Genomic DNA, 22527 nt, shown 5'->3' with positions numbered 1-22527 from the left:
GGCACCGGGCGGCGGGGTGACGGGCGGGCGGTAGACGTACGCCCGCCGCCCCGTGCGTCGCCCCGCGGGTCACTCCTCTCCCCGTCAGCCCCTGAAGTCCCGCTCATCCGTTAGTGGTTCGGATTTCCCGCCGGGCCGGGCCGGGTGCGACGATGCGCTCTCCCTGACCCGAACCGCGAGGAATTGGAGCCTGCATGCAGCGATCTGGGGGAGCACCGGCCGGCAAGTGGAGCCGCTGGGGAGCGTTGCTGACGGCGACGGCGGCCACCGCCCTCGCCGCCCTCCCGGCGCCCGTGGCGGAGGCCGCGCACGGGCCGTCGGGAATCGCCGCGAAGGGCGCGTACCTGCTCGACGGCGGCAGCAACCGGGCCCTGTGGTCCAAGGCCCCCGACGTCCGACGGCAGATGGCGAGCACCACCAAGATCATGACCGCGGTGGTGGTCCTGGACACCCCCGGTGTGGATCTCGACCGGCCCGTCGCCGTCAAGCAGGCCTACCGCGACTACGTCACGCGCACCGAGGCCAGCACCGCCGACCTCCGGACCGGCGACAAGCTGACGGTGCGTCAATTGCTCTACGCGCTGATGCTGCCCTCCGGGTGCGACGCCGCGTACGCCCTCGCCGACTCCTTCGGCGACGGGCACGGGGAAGCCGCGCGCACCAAGTCGTTCATCGGCAAGATGAACCGGCGGGCGGCGCAGCTGGGCCTGCGCGACACCAAGTACGACTCCTTCGACGGCATCTCCTCCCGCGGCGGCAGCTGGACCACGCCGCGCGACCTGGCGCAGCTCTCCCGGCACGCGCTGCGCGACCGGACCTTCCGGCAGGTCATCGGGGCGATGAGCACCCAGCAGAAGGCCACCAACGTCAACCGCCTGTACACCTGGTACAACACCAACAAGCTGCTGGGCTCCTACCGCGACGTGATCGGGGTCAAGACCGGCACCACCTCGGGCGCGGGCCCCTGCCTGGTCTTCGCCGCGCGGCGGGGCGGCCGCACCGTGATCGGCGTGGTCCTGAACGACGCCTTCGACCGTCGCTACCCCGACGCGGCCAGGATGCTGGACTACGCGTACGGCAAGCACACTCCGCTGAAGCTCCGTCAGCTCCCCGAGTCCTCGCGCGAGGACTGAGCCCACGGAGGACTGAGCCCACACCGGAACACGACCCCTCGCGAACGGAAACGACCGCGCGGGGGACCGGTCGCGGAGGTGATCATTCCATGCCTCCGCCGCGAGCCCGGACCCGAAAAGGGTCCGGGCTCGATTTGTACCTGAACGAGTGAACCGTCAGCAGGTAACTGGGGGATGGCGAACTGCCCCGCGCACGGGGGGAGATAGAGTCGTTCCTGTCCGGAAACGGGCGCCGGGCCGCTGCGTTCGCCGACGGTATCGGACTGGATCACCGTCCCCCGGAGGCCGTTCACCACCCCCGAGCCCGACTCCTCCTCCTTCGGCGCGTCGCCGTGACCAGCGGCTTCCGCGCGCCCATGGGCCGTACCCCTGCCCGAGAACGGGAGCGCACCCACTCACTTCGTCCGACGACCCCTGGAGGCGCCATGTCCGCCCGCAAAGAGCTACGAGTCCGCGCCCCCCGGGTCCCGGGGACCGTCGCGCCGGAGCTCCCGGCCACCGTCACGGCCGGCGCCGGGCCGGGGGCGCGGTGACGCTCCTGGGGCGGCGGACCGCCCATGACATCCCCGTTTCCGCCAGCGAACTCCTGCTGTTCGGCGGCCCCTTGCGGTTCGAGAGCCCCTTCGTCACCCACGAGCGGCCACTGCTGCGCATGACGTTCTGGGCCATGGCGCGGCGGTTCCCCGCGATGGTCGCCACTGTGGCGCGCGCCGCATGGCGCGAGGACCCCGCCGCGCTGCTCACCCTCCTGGGCGCCGAGCTGGGGCAGGGGCTGGCGCGGGCCTTCGGACTGGTCGCCACCAACCACGCCCTCGTCGCCCTGTTCTCCGCCGGGCCCACGCCCGAGCGGCTGCGCCACGCCCTGCCCGCGCTGCTGGGTGTCACCCTCGTCGCCGCCGTCTCGGCCCTGCTCTCCGCCGTCTCCGTCGCCGCCGCCGGGCAGCTGGAGCCGAAGGTGGAGCGGGTGTGCACCGCGCGCTTCTACCGCGCCGCCGTCCGCGTCGAGCTCGCGGCGCTGGAGAACAAGGAGTTCCACCGCCTCCTCGACGCCGGCCGCTTCGGCACGGACTCCGTGCGGATGATGCTCAGCTCCTCGGTGACGGTGGTCAACGCCCTGATCGGGCTGCTCGCCGCCGCCGGCGTCCTGCTGCTGCTGCACCCGGCGCTGGTCGGCATGCTGCTGCTGATCGCCGCCCCCAAGGGCTGGGGCGCCGTCGTCTCCGCCCGGCGGCAGTACGCCTCCCGCCACGCCTGGATCGAGCACCGGCGCGCCATCTCGGTGATCACCTCCACGCTCACCGCCCAGGACTGCGCCGCCGAGATCCGGGTGCACGGCGCGGGCCGCATGCTCGTCGACGCCTACGACGACATGTCCCGGAGCATGGAGCGGGAGGCGTCGCGCCTCGCCCGCGCGCAGGCCGCCACCCAGGGCGCGTCCTCCGCCCTGTCCGGGCTCGCGGCTGTCGCGGCCTACGGCGTGCTGTGGCTGCTGCTGGCCTCGGGCGGCATGCCCCTGGCCGTCGCCGGGACCGCCGTCATCGCCGTCCGGGGCGCCAGCGCCGGTCTCACCTCCCTGGTCACCCAGGTCAACCGGCTCTACGAGGAGGCCATGTACCTCAGCGACCTGGAGGATGCCTGCGACGCCGCCGAGCGCCAGGCCATCCCCAGCGGCGGGACCCCGCTCGCGGGCGGGGCGGAGGAGATCCGCCTGGAGCAGGTCTCCTTCGCCTACCCCGACACCGCCGTGCCCGCCCTGCGCGACATCACCCTGGCCATCCCGCCCGGGAAGGTCGTCGCCCTGGTCGGCGCCAACGGCTCCGGCAAGACCACCCTGTCCAAGCTGGTCGCCGGCCTCTATCTGCCGACCTCCGGGCGGCTGTCCTGGAACGGCGTGGACATCCGCGACGGCGACCGCGACCAGCTCTTCGACCGGGTCGCCGTGCTCTCCCAGGACTTCCCGCGCTGGCCCATGACGGCCCGCGCCAACATCCACATCGGGCGCTCCGGGCAGCCGCTGGACCAGGCCCGTATCGACCGCGCCGCCGCCGAGGCCGACGCCACCGACGTCGTCACCTCCCTGCCGTACACCTGGGACAGCCTGGTGCTCAAGGGCTTCGAGCGCGGTACCCAGATCTCCGGCGGGCAGTGGCAGCGGCTCGGCAGCGCCCGCGCCCGCTACCGCCGCGCACCGCTGCTCATCGTGGACGAGCCCACCTCCGCGCTCGACCCGAAGGCCGAGGCCGACGCCTTCCGCTCGCTGCGCTCGCTGGCCGACGACGGCACGACCGTACTGCTGATCACCCACCGCCTCGCGGCGACCGCGACCGCCGACCTCATCTACGTCCTCGACCGGGGCCGGCTGGTGGGCAAGGGCACGCACCAGGAGCTGATGGCCGTCGAGGGCGGCCTGTACCGCTCGATGTACGAACTCCAGGCCGCCCAGTACGGCATCGGCGCCGGCCCGTCCCCCTACTCCGAAGCCCCCGGGGCCCAGCAGGCCCCCGACCGCGCACGGCGCAACGGTTCTCCTCATGCACAGCCCGTCCAGACCTGACGGCGGCCCGGCCGCCCCGCGGGAACTGCCCCCCGAACCGATGGGACCCCTGGCGAGCACCCTGCGCGACGTCTTCGGATGCGTGGGAGTGATCATGGCCGCAGTGCTCATCTCCATGCTCTGTGTCCACTTGAGCCACGCGTTCCCCGAGCTCTCCGCCAAATGACGGAGGTGGGAGGCGTCAATACGAGCCAACGGCGTGGATGACCTGCCCATGCTCTGGCGGACCTGGTTGGCGCCTCCTACGATTCGAACGCTCCCCGTCCCACGGGCCGTTGGAGAGTTCGTTGTCATGGGCATGACTTCAAATGTCGCGCCTTCACCCACCGGGACGCGCTCGCTCCCGGCCACCCCCGGCCCGCACCCAGTCGCTCGTCCCCAGGACCATGGATAGGAGACACCATGCCCGGCGGTCTTTTCGCGGGTGCCGCGATCGCGGCCCTGTTCGCCACGCCGATGTCCACGTTCGACGCATCGGTGATCGTCAACCCCCCACCGGACAAGATCGTGATCGAGGTCGCGACGGTCAACGGCTCGGGCTGTCCCGCGGGCACCGCGGCGGTGGCCGTCTCGCCCGACAACACGGCCTTCACCGTCACCTACAGCGAATACCTGGCCCAGGTGGGCGTGGGCTCCAAGCCGACGGACTTCCGTAAGAACTGCCAGCTCAACCTGATCGTGCACGTGCCCCAGGGCTTCACCTACGCCATCGCCAGCGCGGACTACCGCGGCTACGCGAAGCTGGAGTCCGGCGCGACCGCGCAGCAGAAGGCCTCGTACTACTTCCAGGGCTCCTCCCAGACGGTCCCGATCATCCACAACTTCAAGGGCGCCTACGAGGACAACTGGCAGTCGACGGACCGGGTCGACGTGGCCGCGCTGGTCTGGGCGCCCTGCGGGGAGAGACGCAACTTCAACATCAACACCGAGCTGAGGGTCAACGCCGGCACCTCGGACCCGTCCAAGACCAACAGCTTCATGGCCATGGACTCCACCGACGGTGACATCAACACCGTCTACCACCTGTCCTGGAAGGAGTGCCCGAAGCCGAGGACGTAGGCGGCCGGCGGACGGACCGGTGCGGCAGGAGGGCGGACCCGCGGGCCGAGGCGGGCCCGCCCGCCCTGTCCTCGGGGCGCCGTCCGGCAGCCGCCACCCCGGAAGCCGCTCCCCCTCCGCTTTTTGGGTGCGAAGACTTTATCCCCGCCTGATCCCGTCCCACCTGCGGAGATAGCGCTCCGCAGCACGCCCGTGACCAACGGGGTATAGACCTCTGGCGAAAAGCGCGCGAATGTGGGGGGAACCACGCGAAGACAAGACGGCCCGAAAGTGACCCCCCGCAGGACCGTACCGGCGCCGGAGAGAGTTCCCGCCCCCAGCGCCCTTCGTGCTACTTCGATCGCACGTGAGCCTCATGCCTGCTATCAGCCGCGACACCGTGAGTACCGCACCCGCGGTCGGCGCCCCCACCGGCGCCCCCGAGCCCGTCGCCGACCGGCTCGTGCCGCCCCGGAGACCCGTGAGCCCCTGGGGTCCGGGCATCCCGCTGTGCATGCACAGCCCGCCAGGCCGCGGGCGGCTGCACGCCCTGCACCTGCCGTCCGTGCCCGGCCACCCCTCAGGCTCCGTCTCGCTGCCCGCCACCACCGGCTCGGTCTCCGCCGCCCGCGGGTTCGCCAGGCGGCTGCTGGCCGAATGGGGACTGGACGAGCTGGCGGACGACACCACGCTGCTGCTCTCCGAGATCGTCACCAACGCCGTCGTGCACGTCCCCGGCACGGCCGGCATCGAGCTCCTCCTCACCCGGGGCCAGGCGCACCTCGTCGCCCAGGTCACCGACGCCGGCGGCCGGCTGCCGCGCTGCGGCGAGGCCGACCCGGACAGCGAGAACGGGCGCGGGATGTGGCTCGTCGAGCAGATCGCGGCCCGCTGGGGCCACCACGCCTCCGGAAACGGCAAGACCGTCTGGTTCACCCTCCCCCTTCCGTAGCCCGGCCCGCCGGCTCCTCCTCCGGTTGCGGGCACGACCGCTGTGTGCCGCGGGCTGCGCGGTGGGCCGGTTCGGAGAGACCATGGAAGTCGCCACGGCGCACACAGGCGCAGCCGCCGGTCCGGGTCTGACGGCGCGGGGCTGCCGCACCCTTTCCGCGGGCGGAAGGAGGACCCGATGGGGACGACCGACGCCGACGGCTTCCGGTCGGAACCCGCCCGGGCCGCGGGTGTCCCCTACGAGCCCGGCGGGCTGCTCGACCTGCTGAGCGTGGCCGCCGTGGTCCTCGACGAGCGCGGCCGGATCGTGCTGTGGAGCCCGCAGGCCGAGGCGCTCTTCGGCTGGAGCGCCGCCGAGGCCCTCGGCCGCTACGGCGCCCGGCTGCTCGTCATCGAGGAGGACTTCGAGGCCATCCTGGAGCTGTTCGCCAAGGTGATGGAGGGCGGCGAGTCCTGGGCCGGCGTCTTCCCCGCCCGGCACAAGGACGGCTCCGCCCGCCTGGTCGAGTTCCGCAACATGCGCCTGGAGGACGAGAGTGGCCGCTTCTACGCCCTCGGCATGGCCACCGACCAGCAGGTCCTGCGGCGCGTCGAGCGCGACCTGGCACTCTCCCTGCAACTGGTCGACCGGTCCCCGATCGGCGTCGCCGTCCTGGACACCGGCCTGCGGTACGTGATGGTCAACCCCGCCCTGGAGCGCATGCACGGCCTGCCCGCCGAGGCCCACCTCGGCCGCCGGGTCGGCGAGGCGCTGCCGCTCGCGGACGCCGCCGGGATCGAGGCGGCGATGCGCGAGGTGCTGGCGACGGGCACCCCGCTGCTGGACCGCTTCGCCGTGGGCCGCGAGGGCGGCGGCGCGGCCGAGGACCAGGCCCAGCTGATCTCGTACTACCGCCTGGACGACCCCGCGGGCCGCACGCTCGGCGTGGCCACCTCGGTGGTCGACGTCACCGACCGCTACCGCGTCAACGCCGAGGCCCGCCGCCGGACGGCGCTGATCGCCGAGGCGTCCGTGCTCATCGGCACCACCCTCGACCTGGACCAGACCGCCCGTGAGCTCGCCGACACGGTGGTGCCCGGGCTCGCCGACGTCGCCGCCGTCGACGTCCTCGACACCGTCCTGGGCGGCGACCGCGCCGCGCCCGAGGGCCGGTCCGCGGTCTTCCGGGCGCTGGCCGTCGCCTCCGTCGACGCCTCCGAGGCCGTGCGCGCCGCCGACCCGCCGGGACAGATCGCGCGGTACGCCGCCGACCGGCTCGTCACCCGCTGCGTGAGCACCGGCCGCCCGGTCCACCTCCCGCACGTCCAACCGCGGGACCTGCCGCGCATCGCCCGCGACGAGGCCGCGGCCGAACTGCTGGCCGGCGCGGGGCTGCACTCCTACCTCGCCGTACCGCTGATCGCCCGGGGCGAGGTGCTCGGCGCCCTCGACCTCAAGCGGCTCACCAACCCCAGGCCCTTCGGCGAGGACGACGTCGCCCTCGCCTCGGAGCTGGCCGCCCGCGCCGCCGTATGCATCGACAACGCGCGCTGGTACCAGCGCGAGCGCTCCACCGCCCTCACCCTCCAGCGCAGCCTGCTCCCGCAGCGGCCGCCGCACCTGGTGGGCCTGGAGATCGCCTACCGCTACCAGCCCGCGGGCACCGCCGGCCAGGTCGGCGGCGACTGGTTCGACGTCATCCCCCAGTCCGGCGACCGGAGCGCCCTCGTGGTCGGTGACGTCATGGGCAGCGGTATCAACGCCGCCGCGGCCATGGGCCAGCTGCGCACCGCCGCCCGTACGCTCGCCCAGCTGGACCTGGACCCGGCGCGGGTGCTGCACCACCTCGACCACACCGCCAGTGGTCTGGACCAGATGATCGCCACCTGTCTCTACGCGGTGTACGACCCGGGCCGGGGGCTCTGCCGCGCCGCCAACGCCGGCCATCTCCCGCCCGTCCTGGTCCGCCCCGGCGCCCGGCCCGCCCTGCTGGAGCTGCCGGCCGGCGCGCCGCTCGGGGTGGGCGGCGTCCCCTTCGAGAGCGTCGGCGTCCGGCTGGCGCCCGGCGACGCCGTCGTGCTGTACACCGACGGGCTGGTCGAGACGCGGGACCAGGACATCGACGTCCGCCTCGAAGCCCTGCTCGCCGTCCTCGACGCCGCCCCGCACGACCTGGAGGCGACGTGCGACCTGCTGCTGACCACCCTGCGCGACGGCAACGACCAGGACGACGTGGCCCTGCTCATCGCCCGCGTCACCGGGCGGTCCTGACCGCACGGCCCGGACCGGGCGGGGCGGAGGACGGGCGCGGGCTCAGCCGCGCAGCTGGATGCGGTACGACGCCCGGTCGCCGTCGAGGGTGATGCGGGCCTCGCCGACCGCGCCCGCGTAGGTGCCGGTGCCGCCCGTGACGGCCGCGGTCACGGGGTAGGGGCCACGGCCGAAGCGGTCGCTCATGGACGTCAGGACGAGGGTGCCGCCGTCGGTCCGCAGCACCCGCTGGCACTGGGTGACCACGCCCTCGTAACGGGCGAGCACCACGTCGCAGCGGTCGCTGGCGTCGCCGACGCGCCGGCCCGCGCTCTCCCGGCCGTCCCGGCCGACCGTGGTGGTGTGCAGATCGAAGTAGGTCACCCAGCTGTCGCCGGTCTTGAGGTGCTCGGGCTGGGTGTCGACCTTCCGCACCGTGGTCAGCCGGAGCTCCTTGTCCCCCTCCGCCGCGGCGGGTTGCAGGGACAGCACGCTGAACGTCACGGCACCGGCGGCGGCCACCGCGGCCGCGGCGAAGCCCATCGTGCGGCGGGGACGGTCACGGAACATGGGTCCTCCAGGTCGAATCGGGCGCAGCCCACCGCGCGGGGATCCCCCTCACCCGTCCCGCCCGGCGCTGCGTTCACCTCGCCGCCGACCGTATCGCGGAGCGACCGCCCGCCGACACGGCGTCACCCGCCAGAAAGCGCCATTCCGCCCCGGGCGCCGAGAGGTACTGCCGGACCTCGGACGACTACACGAACGGACCCTCGCCGTCCGGGAGTTCCTCCTCCGCCGGGTACGAGGGCTGCGCGCCCGCCCGGGTCACCGAGGCGGCGCCGACCCGCACCGCGTAACGGGCCGCCCCGGCCAGCGACGCGCCGCGTGCCAGGCGGGTGGCCAGCGCGCCGGTGAAGGCGTCACCGGCGCCCGTCGTGTCCACGGCCTTCACCCGGACGCCCGGCACCCGCACCGCCTCGTCCGTGGCCGGTTCGGCACCCGGGTCCGCGTCCGGCGCCGCGGCCCGCCCGGCCCGCGCGCCCGTCCCCGGCGCCCCGTCCAGGACCAGGGCCCCGTCGCCGCCCAGGGTGACGACGACCGACCGGGCGCCCCGCTCCCGCAGCGCGCGGGCCCACTCCTCCGGCCCGCCGCCGGTGAGCCCCGACAGCTGCCGCGCCTCGTGCTCGTTGACGACCAGGGGGTCGGCCGCCGTGAGGAGCGCGGGCGCCAGCTCCGGGGGCGTCGGCGAGGGGTTCAGCACCACCCGGGTGCCGGTCTCCCGGGCGACCGCGACCGCCGCCCGCACCGTCTCCGGCGGGACCTCCAGCTGGAGCGAGACGACGGCCGAGGCCGCGACGACCTCGCGCGCCTCCGCCACGTCGGCGGGGGAGAGGCGGGCGTTGGCGCCCGGGGACACCACGATGGTGTTGTCCCCGTCCGGCCCGACGAAGATCATCGCCGTGCCCGTCCGGGCGCCCTTCTCGACCCGCACGTGCCGCACGTCGGCACCGGCCGCGCGCTGCCCGTCCAGGAGCAGTTCGCCGAAGGCGTCGTCACCGACCCTCGCCAGCAGCGCCGTCCGCGCGCCGAGCCGGGCCGCCGCGGCTGCCTGATTGGCGCCCTTGCCGCCGGCCGACTCCACCAGGTCCGTACCGAGCACCGTCTCGCCCGCGCCCGGCCGCCGGTCCACCCGGACCGTCAGATCCGCGTTGGCCGAGCCGACCACCAGGACGTCGTACACGTTCTCCCGCTCACTCATCGTCACGCCTCCACCTTGCCCTGCCGGTCCGTCAGTCCGCGAACCGCGCCGCGTTGTCCCGGGTCACCAGCACCACCGGCACCTTCACCTCGCGCGGCAGCCGCCGGCCCTCGGCGGCCTTGACCGCCCACTCCACGGCCTGCTTGCCGAGCAGCCTCGGCTGCTGCGCGACGGTCGCCGTCAGCGAACCGTCCCGGACGGCCCTGACCCCGTCGGGCGTGCCGTCGAAGGCCACGACCTTCACCCGGCCGCCCGAGGCGGCGCCCAGCGCCTTCGACGCGCCCAGCGCCATCTCGTCGTTGGCGGCGAACACACCGCCGATGTCGCGGTGCGCCTGGAGCATGTTCGCCATCACGTCCATGCCCTTGGCGCGGTCGAAGTCCGCGGGCTGCCGGGCGACGACCCGGATCCCCGGGTACGCCTTGATGCCCTCCTCGAAGCCCTTGCCGCGCTCGCGGGCCGCCGAGGTGCCCGGCTGACCCTCCAGGAACGCCACCTCGCCCTTGCCGCCGAGCGCCTCGGCGAGGGTCTTCGCGGCCAGCCTGCCGCCGGCGACGTTGTCGGAGGCGATGGTCGAGCCGACCTTGCCGCCGTTCACGCCCCGGTCGATGGAGATGACCGGCACGTCCGCGCGGTTGGCCACGCCCACCGCCGGGACCGCCGCGTCGGAGTCGACGGGGTTGATGACCGCCGCCTTGACGTCCTGGCTGGTGAACGTCTCCATCTGATTGATCTGCTGCGTCGGGTCGTTCTGCGCGTCCGTGATGTTGATCTTCAGGCCGCGGGCCTTCGCCTCGGCCTGCGCGCCCTCCTTGATCCCGACGAAGAAGGGGTTGTTCATCGTGGACAGGGCGAGCCCCAGATCCGTGTTCCCGCCCCGGTCGCAGCCGGACAGGGCCAGGGACGCGACGAGCGCCGCGGCCGCCGCCACCGCCGGTCCGCGCCCCCTCATCGGGCGCTCCGGCGGCGCAGCGTGTCGAGCAGCACGGCCAGCGCGATGACGAGACCGGTGGCGACCTGCTGCCAGAACGCCGACACGCTCAGCAGGTTGAGGCCGTTGCGCAGCACCGCCAGGATCAGCGCGCCTATGAGCGTGCCGGAGGCCTTGCCGGAACCGCCCGACAGGCTCGCCCCGCCGATGACGACGGCGGCGATGGCGTCCAGTTCGTAGCCCACGGCCGCCTGCGGCTGGGCCGAGGTCAGCCGGGCGGCCAGGACGATGCCGGCCACGGCGGCGAACAACCCGGAGAGCGCGTAGATGACCAGCTTGCGCTTCTTGACGTCGATGCCCGACAGCCGGGCCGCCTCCTCGTTCCCGCCGATCGCGAACATCGCCCGGCCCGTGTACGTACGGGCCAGGACCAGCGCCGCGAGCAGCCCCGTCGCGATCATCACCAGCACGGGCACCGGCAGCCAGCCGCCGAGGGTGTCGCCGAGCCGGCTGACCGAGGACGGGAACGCGATCGGCGAGCCGCCGGAGATGACCAGGGCCAGGCCCCGGCCGACCGAGAGCATCGCCAGCGTCGCGATGAAGGCGGGCAGCCTCCCGTACGCGACGAGCGCCCCGGAGAGCAGCCCGGCCACCGCGCCGACCGCGAGCCCGAGCAGCACCGCCACGAAGACGGGCAGGCCCTCCTTCGTGGCCGCCCAGGCCACCACCGTCGCCGACAGCGCGGCGACCGAGCCGACGGACAGGTCGATGCCCGCCGACACGATCACGAACGTCACGCCGAAGGCCAGGATCGCCGTCACCGACGCCTGCACCCCGACGTTGAGCAGGTTCTGCCCGTTCAGGAAGTCCCGGGACAGCACCGCCATCACCACGACCAGGGCGATCAGACCGCCCAGCGGGCCGTTGCGCAGCACCGCCCTCGCGAACCACTGCCCGGGGGTGCTCCCGGGCGCCCGCAGCACCTCAGCCGACATCGGAGCCCTCCATCGCGCTCTCGTTCCCGTTCTCCACACCGCCGGCCGACCGGACCGCCAGCTCCATCACCGCGTCCTGCGTGGCCGCCTCGCCGGCCAGCTCACCGACGAGCCGGCCCTGCGCCATCACCAGCACCCGGTCGCTCATCCCGAGCACCTCCGGTAGGTCGCTGGAGATCATCAGCACCGCGCAGCCCGCGGCCGTCAGCTCGTTGACCAGCTGATAGATCTCGACCTTCGCGCCGACGTCGACGCCGCGCGTGGGCTCGTCGAGGATCAGCAGCCGGGCCCCGGCCAGCAGCCACTTGCCGATGACGATCTTCTGCTGGTTGCCGCCGGACAGGGTGCGCGCCGACTGCTCCAGCCCGCTCATCCGCACCTTCAGCCGCTCGGCGACCTCCGCCGCCGCCCGCCGCTGCGCCCGCCGGTCGACGAGGCCGCCCCGGGTGTCCCGGTCGAGCCGGGCCAGGGTGAGGTTGTCGCGCAGCGACGCGTCGAGCAGCAGCCCCTGGCTCTTGCGGTCCTCGGGTACGAGCCCGAGCCCGGCCCGCATCGCCGCCCGGACGTCCCCGCGCGCCAGCTCCCGGCCGTCCACCTCGACGGTCCCGGTGTCGTAGCGGTCCACGCCGAAGAGCGCCCGCGCCACCTCGGTGCGGCCCGCGCCCACCAGCCCGGCCAGCCCGACGACCTCGCCGGCCCGCACCTCGAAGCCGATGTCCGTGAACACCGGCCGCTTGCGGCCCCGGTCGGACTCCCGCCCGAGGCCCCGCACCCGCAGCAGCGGGGCGCCCGGCTCCTCGGGCGCGCGGCGCGGGTACTGCTCGGCGATGTCGCGGCCCACCATCAGGCGGATCAGGTCGTCCTCGGGCGTCGTCGCCGGCACCTCGGCCACCGAGCGCCCGTCGCGCAGGACCGTCACCCGGTCCCCGAGCGCGGCGATCTCCTCCAGGTGGTGGGTGATGAAGATGACGCCGACCCCGTCCGCGCGCAGCTCCCGGACGATCCCGAAGAGCGTGGCCACCTCCTCGGAGGTGAGCACCGCGGTCGGCTCGTCCATGATCAGGACACGGGCGTCCAGGCTCAGCGCCTTGGCTATCTCCACCATCTGGAGCTGGGCGATGCCGAGGCCGGCGACCCGCGCGGCGGGGGAGACGCCGAGCCGGACCCGGGCCAGCAGCTCCGCCGCCTGCGCCCGCATGGTCCGCCGGTCGACGAGGCCGAGCGCGGTGCGCGGCTGCCGCCCCAGGAAGATGTTCTCGGCGACCGTGAGGCCGGGCACGAGGTTGAACTCCTGGTGGATGGTGGCGATGCCCAGGCGCTCGGCGTCCTGCGCGGAGCGGAGGGTCACCTCCGCGCCGTCCACCACGACGCGGCCCTCGTCGGGGCGGTGGGCGCCGGCGAGCATCTTGATCAGCGTGCTCTTGCCCGCGCCGTTCTCCCCGAGCAGGACGTGCACCTCGCCCGCGCGCAGGGCCAGGTCCACGCCGTCCAGGGCGCGTACGCCCGGGAACGACTTGGTGACCCCCTCGACGCGCAGCAGTTCGCGGCCGCCGGCCGGAACGTCGTCGTTGACGCCGGTCATGCGCTGCCCCTCTCGATTCCTCAGTGGGTGGGTGGTTCGCCGCAGGAACGGCGGACGACGAGCCGTGCCGGCAGCAGCACCGAGCCGGCCGGGCGGCCTTCGATCCGCTCCAGCAGGGTGTGCACGGCGGCCCGGCCGAGCTCGCGCGTCGGCTGGGCGATGGCGGTGAGCGGCGGGTCGGTGTGGGCGAACCACGGCACGTCGTCGAAGACCACCAGCGCGAGGTCGTCCGGGACGCGCAGGCCCCGGGCCCGCACCTCGTCCAGGGCGCCCAGCGCCATCAGGTTGTCGGTGGCCAGCACCGCGTCCGGCGGCTCGGCCAGGTCCAGCAGGCCCCGCGTCACCTGCCGGCCGCCCGCGGGCGAGAGGTCCGGCGAGGAGCCGATCCGCTCCGGGGGCAGCGCGATGCCGTGCCCCAGCAGCGCCGCGCGGAACAGCTCCAGGCGCTCGTCCCCGATGGGGGTTCCGGCGGGCGCGACGATCACGGCGGGGCGGCGCCGGCCGAGCGCGGCCAGGTGGGCGGCCAGCTCGGTCAGCGCGGCGCGGCCCTCGGCCCGTACGCACGGGGCGGCGACGCCCGGCACCGAACGGTCGAGGAGGACCAGCGGGGTGCCGGCCGACTCGGCCTCGCGGAGCATGGCGGAGCCGGTGCCGGCGGAGCTGACCATCAGGCCGTCGATGCGCCGGTCGAGCAGGGTGCGGATGTAGTCGTCCTGCTGCTCCGGGCTCTCGCCCGCGTTGCCGATGATCAGGCTGTAGCCCAGCCGCCGGGCCTCCTGCTCGACGGCGTCGGCCAGCTCGGTGAAGAACGGGTTCCGCAGGTCGCTGATGACCAGCCCCAGCGTCCGCGTGCGGGCCGTGCGCAGCGCCCGGGCGACGACGTTGGGCCGGTAGCCGAGCTCCTCGACGGCGGCCAGCACGCGCTCGCGGGTCTCGGCCACGGGGGAGCGGCCGTTGAGCACGCGGGAGACGGTGGCGACGGATACGCCGGCCCGTTCGGCCACGTCCTTGATGTTCGCCACAGCGCCTCCGGGGCGGGGATGTAATCGATTTCTTGGGCGTTAGGTAATCGATTACATCCGCTGGGCGTCAAGGGTCCGCCGATGTGGCGCGCGCCACAGCCGCCCCGGGGCGGGGCGGGGTCAGGCGCCGGGCCAGGTCCAGTCCGCCACCTCCGGGAGGTCCGTGCCGTGCTCACGGATCCAGGCGTGGTGGCGGGTACGGGCGTCCGCCATGGCCTGGCGCACGCCGACGGCGCGGACGCCCAGGCCGGGGACGCGGTCGATGACGTCCATGACGAGCCGGTAGCGGTCGAGGTCGTTGCGGACGACCATGTCGAAGGGCGTGGTCGTGGTGCCCTCCTCCTTGTAGCCGCGCACGTGCAGGTTGGCGTGGCCGGTGCGGCGGTAGGTGAGGCGGTGGAGCAGCCACGGGTAGCCGTGGTAGGCGAAGACGACCGGCCTGTCGGTGGTGAACAGCGCGTCGTACTCGGCGTCGGTCATCCCGTGCGGGTGCTCCTCGCGCGGCAGCAGCCGTGTCATGTCGACGACGTTGACGAGCCGTACGGCCAGCTCCGGGAGGTGGCGGCGGAGCAGCCCGGCGGCGGCCAGTGCCTCCTGGGTGGGGACGTCGCCCGCACAGCCGAGGACCACGTCCGGCGGCCGGTCGCCGGTCTCGGTGCCGGCCCACTCCCAGACGCCCGCGCCGCGCGCGCAGTGGGCGCGGGCCTCGGCCATGCCGAGCCAGTCGAAGCAGGGCTGCTTGCCCGCGACGATCACATTGACGTAGTCGCGGCTGCGGAGGGCGTGATCGGTCACGGACAGCAGGGTGTTGGCGTCCGGCGGCAGGTAGACGCGTACGACCTCGGGGGACTTGTTGAGGACGTGGTCGACGAAGCCGGGGTCCTGGTGCGAGAAGCCGTTGTGGTCCTGGCGCCAGACGTGCGACGTGAGCAGGTAGTTGAGGGAGGGGACGGGCCGGCGCCAGGGGAGGGCGCGGGCGGTCCGGAGCCACTTGATGTGCTGGTTGACCATGGAGTCGACGATGTGCACGAACGCCTCGTAGCAGGAGAACAGGCCGTGCCGGCCGGTGAGGTGGTAGCCCTCCAGCCAGCCCTGGCAGAGGTGTTCGGAGAGGACCTCCAGCACCCGGCCGTCGTGCGCGAGGTGTTCGTCGGTCTCCAGCACCTCCGCCTGCCACGCCTTGGAGGTCGCCGCGTAGAGGGCGTCCAGGCGGTTGGAGGCCGTCTCGTCGGGTCCGGCGACCCGGAAGTTCCGGCTGCCGGCGGTGTCGGCCATGATCTGGGCGAGGAACCCGCCGAGGACGCGGGTGGGCTCGTGCAGCGACGTGCCGGGCTTGCCGACGGGCACCGCGTAGTGCTCCAGCGGGGGGACGGGCAGCGAGCGCGTCAGCAGGCCGCCGTTGGCGTGCGGGTTGGCGCCGAGACGGCGGTCGCCGGCGGGGACGTGCTCCAGGACCTCGGGGCGGGGCCGGCCGTCGGCGTCGAAGAGCTCCTCCGGGCGGTACGAGCGCAGCCAGCCCTCCAGCTGCCGCAGGTGCTCGGGGTTGTCGCGGACGCCGGGCAGCGGCACCTGGTGGGCACGCCAGGTGTTCTCCACCGGGAGCCCGTCGACCTCCGCCGGGCCCGTCCAGCCCTTCGGCGTGCGCAGCACGATCACCGGCCAGTGCGGCCGGTCGGGCACGCCGTCCTCACGGGCGACGCGCTGCGCGGTCGCGATGTGGTCCAGGGCGCGGTCCATGGCGGCCGCCATGGACCGGTGCACCTCGGCCGGGTCGTCCCCGGAGACGTACAGCGGTTCGTGGCCGTAGCCGCGCAGCAGCCGGTCCAGCTCCTCCTCGGGGAGCCGGGCGAGGACGGTGGGGTTGGCGATCTTGTAGCCGTTGAGATGCAGGATCGGCAGGACGGCTCCGTCGTGGACGGGGTCGAGGAACTTGTTGCTGTGCCAGGACGTGGCGAGGGGCCCGGTCTCGGCCTCGCCGTCGCCGATGACGCAGGCGACGAGCAGGCCGGGGTTGTCGAAGGCGGCGCCGTAGGCGTGGGCGAGGGAGTAGCCGAGCTCGCCGCCCTCGTGGATCGAGCCGGGGGTCTCCGGGGCGACGTGGCTGGGCACGCCGCCGGGGAAGGAGAACTGCCGGAAGAGCCGCTCCATCCCCTCCGCGTCGCGGCTCACGTCCGGGTAGACCTCGCTGTAGCTGCCCTCCAGCCAGGAGTTGGCGACCACTGCCGGACCGCCGTGCCCCGGCCCCCAGACGCACAGGGCGTCCAGGTCACGGGCCTTGATCACCCGGTTGAGGTGGGTGTGGACCAGGTTGAGCCCCGGCGAGGTGCCCCAGTGCCCCAGCAGCCGCGGCTTGATGTGCTCGGGCTCCAGCGGCACGGCCAGCAGCGGGTTGCTCATCAGATAGATCTGACCCACCGCCAGATAGTTCGCGGCACGCCAGTGCGCGTCCAGGGCGGCCACCTCGGCGTCGGTGAGCGGTACCGCCGGCTCGGTGGCGCGGCCGGAGTGCGGGTGCTGCGGGCGCGTGGGCATGGGGCCTCCTCGGGGCGTGGGCCGGATGCCGGGTACCCCTTGGGGGGCGGGGGAAACGCGGGCGGCCACGGCTCCGTGCGGTGTGGCCCCCACGCGGGCCGCGCCGGCTCCGTCGCGTGGCCGCCGCGCGAGGTCCGGACCATGAGGAGTGGGCTCGACGTGCGGAGGCCGCGCGCCCCCCGTGACCCGGCCTGATCAGCAGGGTGCTCCCGGCCGGAGGGGCGAGCTCGTCACGGGAACCGGGCTTCTCGCTCGCCGTGGCCCTCCGTGACGCGCCAGGGCTCCCGGTCGCGGGAGGCGGCGGATCGCCTCGGTTCCTTCGCGTGGTCCCCGGACGCCCCGTACCCGAGGGGTGGGCCCCGGCGGAGGCTGGGCTCCCTCGCCCCCCCCGTGACCCTCCGTGGTCCGCCGGGCGCTCCCGGTCGCGGGTGGCCGTGTTCGGGGTGATGCTGGTGTGACCGTGGCCGGCACCGGCCACCCCGGCGCCCGCGGTGCCGGTGGACCACGACCGCGACACCTCGCGACACCGGCGCCCGCCCGGGCGACCGCACGACGGCACGTGCCCGGCAGGCAGGGCACTCCTTCCGCCAGGAGCGAGGGGACGGCTGTGATCACGTCAGAGACCGCGCCACGGCGGCGCACCCGCGAGGCACCCGACACCGCCGCGGCCTTCGAGCAACTGGTGACCCTCCCCGACGGCGCCGAGCGCGACCGGCTCCGGCAGGAGGTGATCGCCGCCTGGCTGCCCATGGCCGAGCGCATCAGCCTGCGGTTCCGCAGCAGCGGCGAGAGCCCCGCGGACCTGCGTCAGGTGGCCGCCCTGGGCCTGGTCAACGCCGTGGACCGGTACGACCCCCGGCTCGGCTACGCCTTCGAGACCTTCGCCGTCCCCACCATCACCGGGGAACTCAGGCGGCACATCCGCGACCACGCCTGGTCGGTGCACATCCCGCGCCGGGACCAGGAGCTGCGGACGGCCGTCCGCGCGGCCCAGGTGGCCCTGGCGCAGCGCGGCGTGCGCGGCAGGGCGGACACGGCGGCACTGGCCGTGGAGAGCGGGCTGTCCGAGGAGGAGGTGCGGCGCGGGCTGGCGGCCGAGGGCGTGCACCACACGCTGTCCCTGGACCACCCGGTGCTCGGCGCCTACGACCTCCCGCTCGCCGACACCCTCGGCTGCGCGGACGGCGCGCTGGACCTGGTGATCGACCGGCAGTCCCTGCGCCCGCTCCTGAGCGCCCTTCCCGAGCGCGAGAAGTACGTCCTGTACTGGCGGTTCTTCGGCAATCTCACCCAGAAGCAGATCGGCGCCCGGCTGGGCGTCTCGCAGATGCAGATCTCCCGCATCCTCAGCCGTACGTGCGCCCGGCTCCGCCAGGAGCTGCTGGGCGCGGCCGCGCCGCCGGGCGGCAGTCCCGCCCCCTCCTGAGCGCCGGGCCCCGGCGGGAGAGTTCCTTCATGCCGCCGCGCGCCCGATTCCCCCTCCGTCCCGCGTCCCCGTTCCGTCACGACAGGCAGGTGCATCACCATGACGTCGAGTCACACCCGCCTCACCCCCGATCTGCCGCCGCTCGTCGACGTCCCCGACCTCCCCGGCGCCCAGCGGTCCGACCCCGCGGGCCGGGACCCCGAGGAGCGCACATGGGACGGGGCGGCCCACGACACCGGGCCCGGACATGGCGGTGGCGCCCATCATGGCCATGATGGGCGCCACGACCGCGCGGGCGAGGACTCCGGCGGCTGACTGTGACCCTCCCCACGCGCACCGCGCGGGTGCGGCTGGGCCGCACCCGGCGGGGCTTACGGGCTTACCACTTGTCGTGGTCGTAGCCACCGTGACCGTGGCCGCCGTAGCCGCCGTGGCCGCCATAGCCGCCGTGGCCCTTGTGGCCGTCGTGGTGGCCGTCGTGGTGGCCGTCGATGTTGGCGCAGGTGTTGCCGAAGGTCGGGTTCAGCAGGCCCACGATGTCGATGGTGTTGCCGCAGAGGTTCACCGGGATCTGGATCGGGACCTGAATGACGTTGCCCGAGATGACGCCGGGGGAGCCCACGGCCGCACCCTGCGCTCCGGAAGCGGCGGAGGCGACTCCCGCCGCGGCGCCGGTCACGGCGAAACCGGCGGCGACGGTCAGGGCAGCAGCCTTGGCGATACGCGACATGGCTAAACCTTTCTCATGGGTGGTGAGCGGCAATTGTTGCCAGAGAACCCAGAGAGATTCGCTCAATTCGGGCGCAGAGGGCCATAATTAACCCGGTAAGCCCAATAAGTCATATGGAATGCACGGGGAGTTGAGGGGAATCGTTGGGCCGACCGGGTGTCGGAGCGTAACCCCCGGGCCCCCTGCGGGGGGAATGGAGGGCAGCGGGCGTACGAACGCGGCACACACGCCCGGGACCCGCCGCGACGCCCTGGTGTGCGCCGCCCGTCACGATCCGTGAGGGAAAAGGCGGGTCGGGAGCGGTGCCCGCGGTGTTCCCGGCCGTGACCGAGGACACCGGGAGAGATCGCTCATGTGCACACAGGTGAGGAGGTCAAGTACAGTTCTTCGAAGCTTTGATAGATCAGACGAACTGGGAAATGACACCGCCGATGACGGTCACTGAAGAAAGCCGCGACGGTGCAGCCCTCGGGGCAGGCATCGATCCCGAGCGGATGGCGATCTGCCTGAGTGTGCTGGAGGAGCTCGACGAGCTGCCGGTCGACCACCCGCAGGCGATCGAGATCCGGCGCGCCACGGCCGGCATCTACCGCATGGTGAAGCAGCGCCGCCGCCAGGAGCGCCGGGCCGCCAAGACCGCCAACGACAAGGCCGTCACCGAGGCCACCGCCACCGGCGCCGCCGACCGCATCGACGACGAGACCCGGGGCATCCCGCTCGCCGCCACGGCCACCGCCCAGATCGTCGGCATCCTGGAGCGCCCCCGCTCCTGCTACATCTGCAAGACCCGGTACACCGAGGTCGACGCGTTCTACCACCAGCTGTGCCAGCCCTGCGCCACGGAGAACCGTGCCCGCCGGGACGCCCGCGCGGACCTGTCCGGCAAGCGCGCCCTGCTCACCGGCGGCCGCGCCAAGATCGGCATGTACATAGCGCTGCGGCTGCTGCGCGACGGTGCCCACACCACCGTCACCACGCGGTTCCCCAACGACGCGATCCGCCGCTTCAAGGCCATGCCCGACAGCGCGGAGTGGCTGCACCGGCTGAAGATCGTCGGCATCGACCTGCGGGACCCCGCCCAGGTCGTCGCCCTGGCCGACTCCGTCGCCGCCGAGGGCCCGCTCGACATCCTGATCAACAACGCGGCCCAGACCGTCCGCCGCAGCCCGGCCGCCTACCGCGAGCTGGTCGCCGCCGAGGCCGCCCCGCTGCCCGCCGGCGAGCTGCCCGCCTCCGTGGTCTTCGGCGCCTTCGGCAGCGGCGCGCAGGCCGCCCTGCCCGCCCCCGCGGGCAGCCGGCACGACGAGCTGACCCCGCAGGCGCTCACCGAGCTCGCCCTGACCAGCGGCTCCGCCTCGCTGGCCCGCGTCGAGGCCGGCACCGCGATCGACGCCGGCGGCCTCGTGCCCGACCTGGACCCCACGAACACCTGGATCCAGAAGGTCGGCGAGGTCGACCCCGTCGAGCTGCTCGAGGTCCAGCTCTGCAACGTCACCGCGCCGTTCGTGCTGGTCAGCCGGCTCCGCCCGGCCATGGCCGCCTCGGCGGCCCGCCGCAAGTACGTGGTCAACGTCTCCGCCATGGAGGGCGTCTTCAGCCGCGGCTACAAGGGCGCGGGCCACCCGCACACCAACATGGCCAAGGCCGCGCTCAACATGCTCACGCGCACCAGCGCGCAGGAGATGTTCGAGACCGACAACATCCTGATGACCGCCGTCGACACGGGCTGGATCACCGACGAGCGCCCGCACCCCGACAAGGTGCGGCTCGCCGAGGAGGGCTTCCACGCCCCGCTCGACCTCGTCGACGGCGCGGCCCGCGTCTACGACCCGATCGTCCGCGGTGAGCATGGCGAGGACCTCTACGGCTGCTTCCTGAAGGACTACGCCCCCGCCGGCTGGTAGCCGCACCGGGCACCGTCCCTCCGCACGCCGCCGTGACCGCCCGCCCGGGATCCCCGGGCGGGCGGTCACGCCGTTTCCGGGCGCGCCGCACCCGTAAGGCCAGCCCCGCCTGGCGCGACGTACCCACGGCGGGAGAGCGTGGACCCATGGACGCGACAGCGCACGACCACGGCCGGGAAGAGGACGCCGACGGCAAGGCCGACGGGGCGGGCGGGGCCGGTGGGGCCGGTGGAGAAGCCCCGCCGCGGGTGCTCGTCGCCGGGGCCACCGGCTACATCGGCGGACGGCTCGTCCCCCGGCTCCTGGACACCGGCTACCGGGTGCGCTGCCTGGTCCGCGACCCGGGGCGGCTGCGCGACCAGCCGTGGGCGGACCGCGTCGAGGCCGTCAAGGGCGACGTGACCCGCCCGGAGACGCTCCCCCGCGCCTTCGCGGACGTCGACGTCCTCTACTACCTCGTGCACGCCCTCGGCAGCGGCCGGGACTTCGAGGAGACCGACCGGCGGGCCGCGCTCGCCGTCGGCCGCGCCGCGAAGGACGCCGGCGTCCGCCGCATCGTCTACCTGGGCGGACCGTCGCCCCGGCAGGTGGCCGAGCGCGACCTCTCCCCGCACCTGCGCTCCCGCGCCGAGGTCGGCCGCATCCTGCTCCGCAGCGGCGTCCCCACCGCCCAGCTCCGCGCCGCCGTGATCATCGGATCCGGCTCGGCCTCCTTCGAGATGCTGCGGTACCTCACCGAACGACTGCCCGCGATGGTCACCCCGAAGTGGGTGGGCACCCGGGTGCAGCCCATCGCCGTCCGCGACGTGCTGCGCTACCTGCTGGGCGCCGCCCGGCTGCCCGCCGACGTCAGCCGCGGCTTCGACATCTGCGGCCCCGAGGTCCTCACCTACCGACGGATGATGGAGCGGTACGCGGCCGTCGCCCGCCTCCCGCGCCGGGTGATCCTTCCCGTGCCCGTGCTCTCGCCCCGGCTCTCCAGCCTCTGGGTCGGCCTGGTGACGCCCGTACCCGGCGGCATCGCCCGCCCGCTCGTCGAGTCGCTGCGCCACGAGGCGGTGTGCCGCGAGCACGACATCGCCCGGTACGTACCCGACCCGCCCGAGGGCCCGGTCGGCTTCGACGAGGCCGTCCGCCTGGCCCTCCAGCGGGTGCGCGACGCCGACGTCGCCACCCGCTGGTCCTCCGCCTCCCTGCCCGGCGCGCCCAGCGACCCGCTGCCCTCCGACCCCGACTGGTCCGGCGGCAGCCTCTACGAGGACCGGCGCGAGGTGACCGTCGACGCCCCGGCCGCGGCGCTCTGGCGCGTCGTCGAAGGCATCGGGGGCGAGAACGGGTGGTACTCCTTCCCGCTCGCCTGGTCGGCCCGCGGCCTGCTGGACCGCCTCGTGGGCGGCGTCGGCCTGCGCCGGGGCCGCCGTGACCCGCACCGGCTGCGGGTCGGTGACTCCCTCGACTTCTGGCGGGTCGAGGAGCTGGAGGCCGGGCGGACGCTGCGGCTGCGCGCCGAGATGCGGCTGCCGGGCCTGGCCTGGCTCGAACTGACGGTGACCCCGGAGGGGCCGGCTCGTGCCACGTACCGTCAGCGGGCGCTGTTCCATCCGCACGGGCTGGCGGGGCACGCGTACTGGTGGAGTGTGGCGCCGTTTCACGCGGTGGTGTTCGGGGGGATGGCCCGGAACATCGCGCGGCGGGCGGGGGCGGGTCTGTAGGCGGGTGGGTGCGGGTGGGTGTGCCGCT

At 74.0% G+C, this 22527-nt stretch carries 16 protein-coding genes and 1 pseudogene; 10 read left to right on the top strand and 7 right to left on the bottom strand.

All coding sequences use genetic code 11. The annotated features are described in order from the left end of the window. The first annotated feature begins 194 nt into the window (after positions 1-194). From SMD11_RS04450 to SMD11_RS04430, 6 genes are all read left to right on the top strand, one after another. Positions 195-1133, top strand: a complete 939-nt coding sequence (locus SMD11_RS04450; RefSeq protein ID WP_087925179.1) for a D-alanyl-D-alanine carboxypeptidase family protein — start codon at positions 195-197, stop codon at positions 1131-1133. 529 nt (positions 1134-1662) lie between these two features. Beyond that, positions 1663-3687 carry an ABC transporter ATP-binding protein gene (locus tag SMD11_RS04445; RefSeq protein WP_234365889.1) on the top strand — a complete coding sequence of 675 codons (2025 nt, stop codon included), beginning with the start codon at positions 1663-1665 and terminating at the stop codon, positions 3685-3687. After that, positions 3665-3853, top strand: a complete 189-nt coding sequence (locus SMD11_RS35280) for a hypothetical protein (RefSeq protein ID WP_143593092.1) — start codon at positions 3665-3667, stop codon at positions 3851-3853. Before SMD11_RS04445 ends, SMD11_RS35280 begins: the two co-directional genes overlap by 23 nt. Before the next feature lie 236 nt (positions 3854-4089). Beyond that, positions 4090-4746: a DUF4360 domain-containing protein gene (locus SMD11_RS04440; RefSeq protein ID WP_087925178.1), complete on the top strand. Its 657-nt coding sequence runs from the start codon at positions 4090-4092 to the stop codon at positions 4744-4746. Between the two features lie 379 nt (positions 4747-5125). Continuing rightward, positions 5126-5677 (top strand): ATP-binding protein, encoded by a 552-nt coding sequence (locus SMD11_RS04435; protein WP_159395216.1) that lies wholly within the window; start codon positions 5126-5128, stop codon positions 5675-5677. A gap of 177 nt (positions 5678-5854) precedes the next feature. Next, entirely contained in the window at positions 5855-7927 is a 2073-nt protein-coding gene (locus SMD11_RS04430) for a SpoIIE family protein phosphatase (RefSeq protein ID WP_087925176.1), read from the top strand. 42 nt (positions 7928-7969) lie between these two features. Here SMD11_RS04430 and SMD11_RS04425 read toward each other — a convergent pair whose 3' ends face one another. The 6 genes and pseudogenes from SMD11_RS04425 to SMD11_RS04395 form a co-directional block, all read right to left on the bottom strand. Continuing rightward, positions 7970-8476, bottom strand: a complete 507-nt coding sequence (locus tag SMD11_RS04425) for a hypothetical protein (RefSeq protein WP_087925175.1) — start codon at positions 8474-8476, stop codon at positions 7970-7972. A gap of 184 nt (positions 8477-8660) precedes the next feature. Then, entirely contained in the window at positions 8661-9665 is a 1005-nt protein-coding gene (locus SMD11_RS04420; RefSeq protein WP_087930281.1) for a ribokinase, read from the bottom strand. 31 nt (positions 9666-9696) lie between these two features. Further along, positions 9697-11591: pseudogene (locus SMD11_RS36185) on the bottom strand (substrate-binding domain-containing protein). Further along, positions 11581-13173, bottom strand: coding sequence for a sugar ABC transporter ATP-binding protein (locus SMD11_RS04405; protein WP_087925172.1), 1593 nt, complete (start codon positions 13171-13173; stop codon positions 11581-11583). The pseudogene SMD11_RS36185 and the gene SMD11_RS04405 overlap by 11 nt, the downstream one beginning before the upstream one ends. A 20-nt stretch (positions 13174-13193) precedes the next feature. Continuing rightward, positions 13194-14195 (bottom strand): LacI family DNA-binding transcriptional regulator, encoded by a 1002-nt coding sequence (locus SMD11_RS04400; protein WP_087925171.1) that lies wholly within the window; start codon positions 14193-14195, stop codon positions 13194-13196. Between the two features lie 120 nt (positions 14196-14315). Beyond that, entirely contained in the window at positions 14316-16727 is a 2412-nt protein-coding gene (locus SMD11_RS04395) for a phosphoketolase (RefSeq protein WP_087925170.1), read from the bottom strand. Between the two features lie 607 nt (positions 16728-17334). Here SMD11_RS04395 and SMD11_RS04390 point away from each other — a divergent pair. Together SMD11_RS04390 and SMD11_RS04385 are read left to right on the top strand one after the other, a co-directional pair. After that, positions 17335-18153, top strand: a complete 819-nt coding sequence (locus SMD11_RS04390; protein WP_087925169.1) for a sigma-70 family RNA polymerase sigma factor — start codon at positions 17335-17337, stop codon at positions 18151-18153. Between the two features lie 99 nt (positions 18154-18252). Next, on the top strand, positions 18253-18468 hold the full coding sequence (locus SMD11_RS04385) for a hypothetical protein (protein WP_087925168.1): 216 nt from the start codon (positions 18253-18255) through the stop codon (positions 18466-18468). Positions 18469-18532: 64 nt separating this feature from the next. On the opposite strand, the gene SMD11_RS04380 is transcribed toward SMD11_RS04385, so the two are convergent. Continuing rightward, entirely contained in the window at positions 18533-18883 is a 351-nt protein-coding gene (locus tag SMD11_RS04380; RefSeq protein ID WP_087925167.1) for a chaplin, read from the bottom strand. 431 nt (positions 18884-19314) lie between these two features. On the opposite strand from SMD11_RS04380, the gene SMD11_RS04375 reads away from it, so the two are divergent. Together SMD11_RS04375 and SMD11_RS04370 are read left to right on the top strand one after the other, a co-directional pair. Next, positions 19315-20787, top strand: coding sequence for an SDR family NAD(P)-dependent oxidoreductase (locus SMD11_RS04375; protein WP_087925166.1), 1473 nt, complete (start codon positions 19315-19317; stop codon positions 20785-20787). Positions 20788-20933: 146 nt separating this feature from the next. Next, positions 20934-22499, top strand: coding sequence for an SDR family oxidoreductase (locus tag SMD11_RS04370; RefSeq protein ID WP_087925165.1), 1566 nt, complete (start codon positions 20934-20936; stop codon positions 22497-22499). The last annotated feature ends 28 nt before the right edge of the window (positions 22500-22527 follow it).

Source organism: Streptomyces albireticuli (genome assembly GCF_002192455.1).
Taxonomy (GTDB): domain Bacteria; phylum Actinomycetota; class Actinomycetes; order Streptomycetales; family Streptomycetaceae; genus Streptomyces; species Streptomyces albireticuli_B.
The sequence above is the reverse complement of the archived record's forward strand: the minus strand, read 5'-3'. Positions and strand labels throughout refer to the sequence as shown.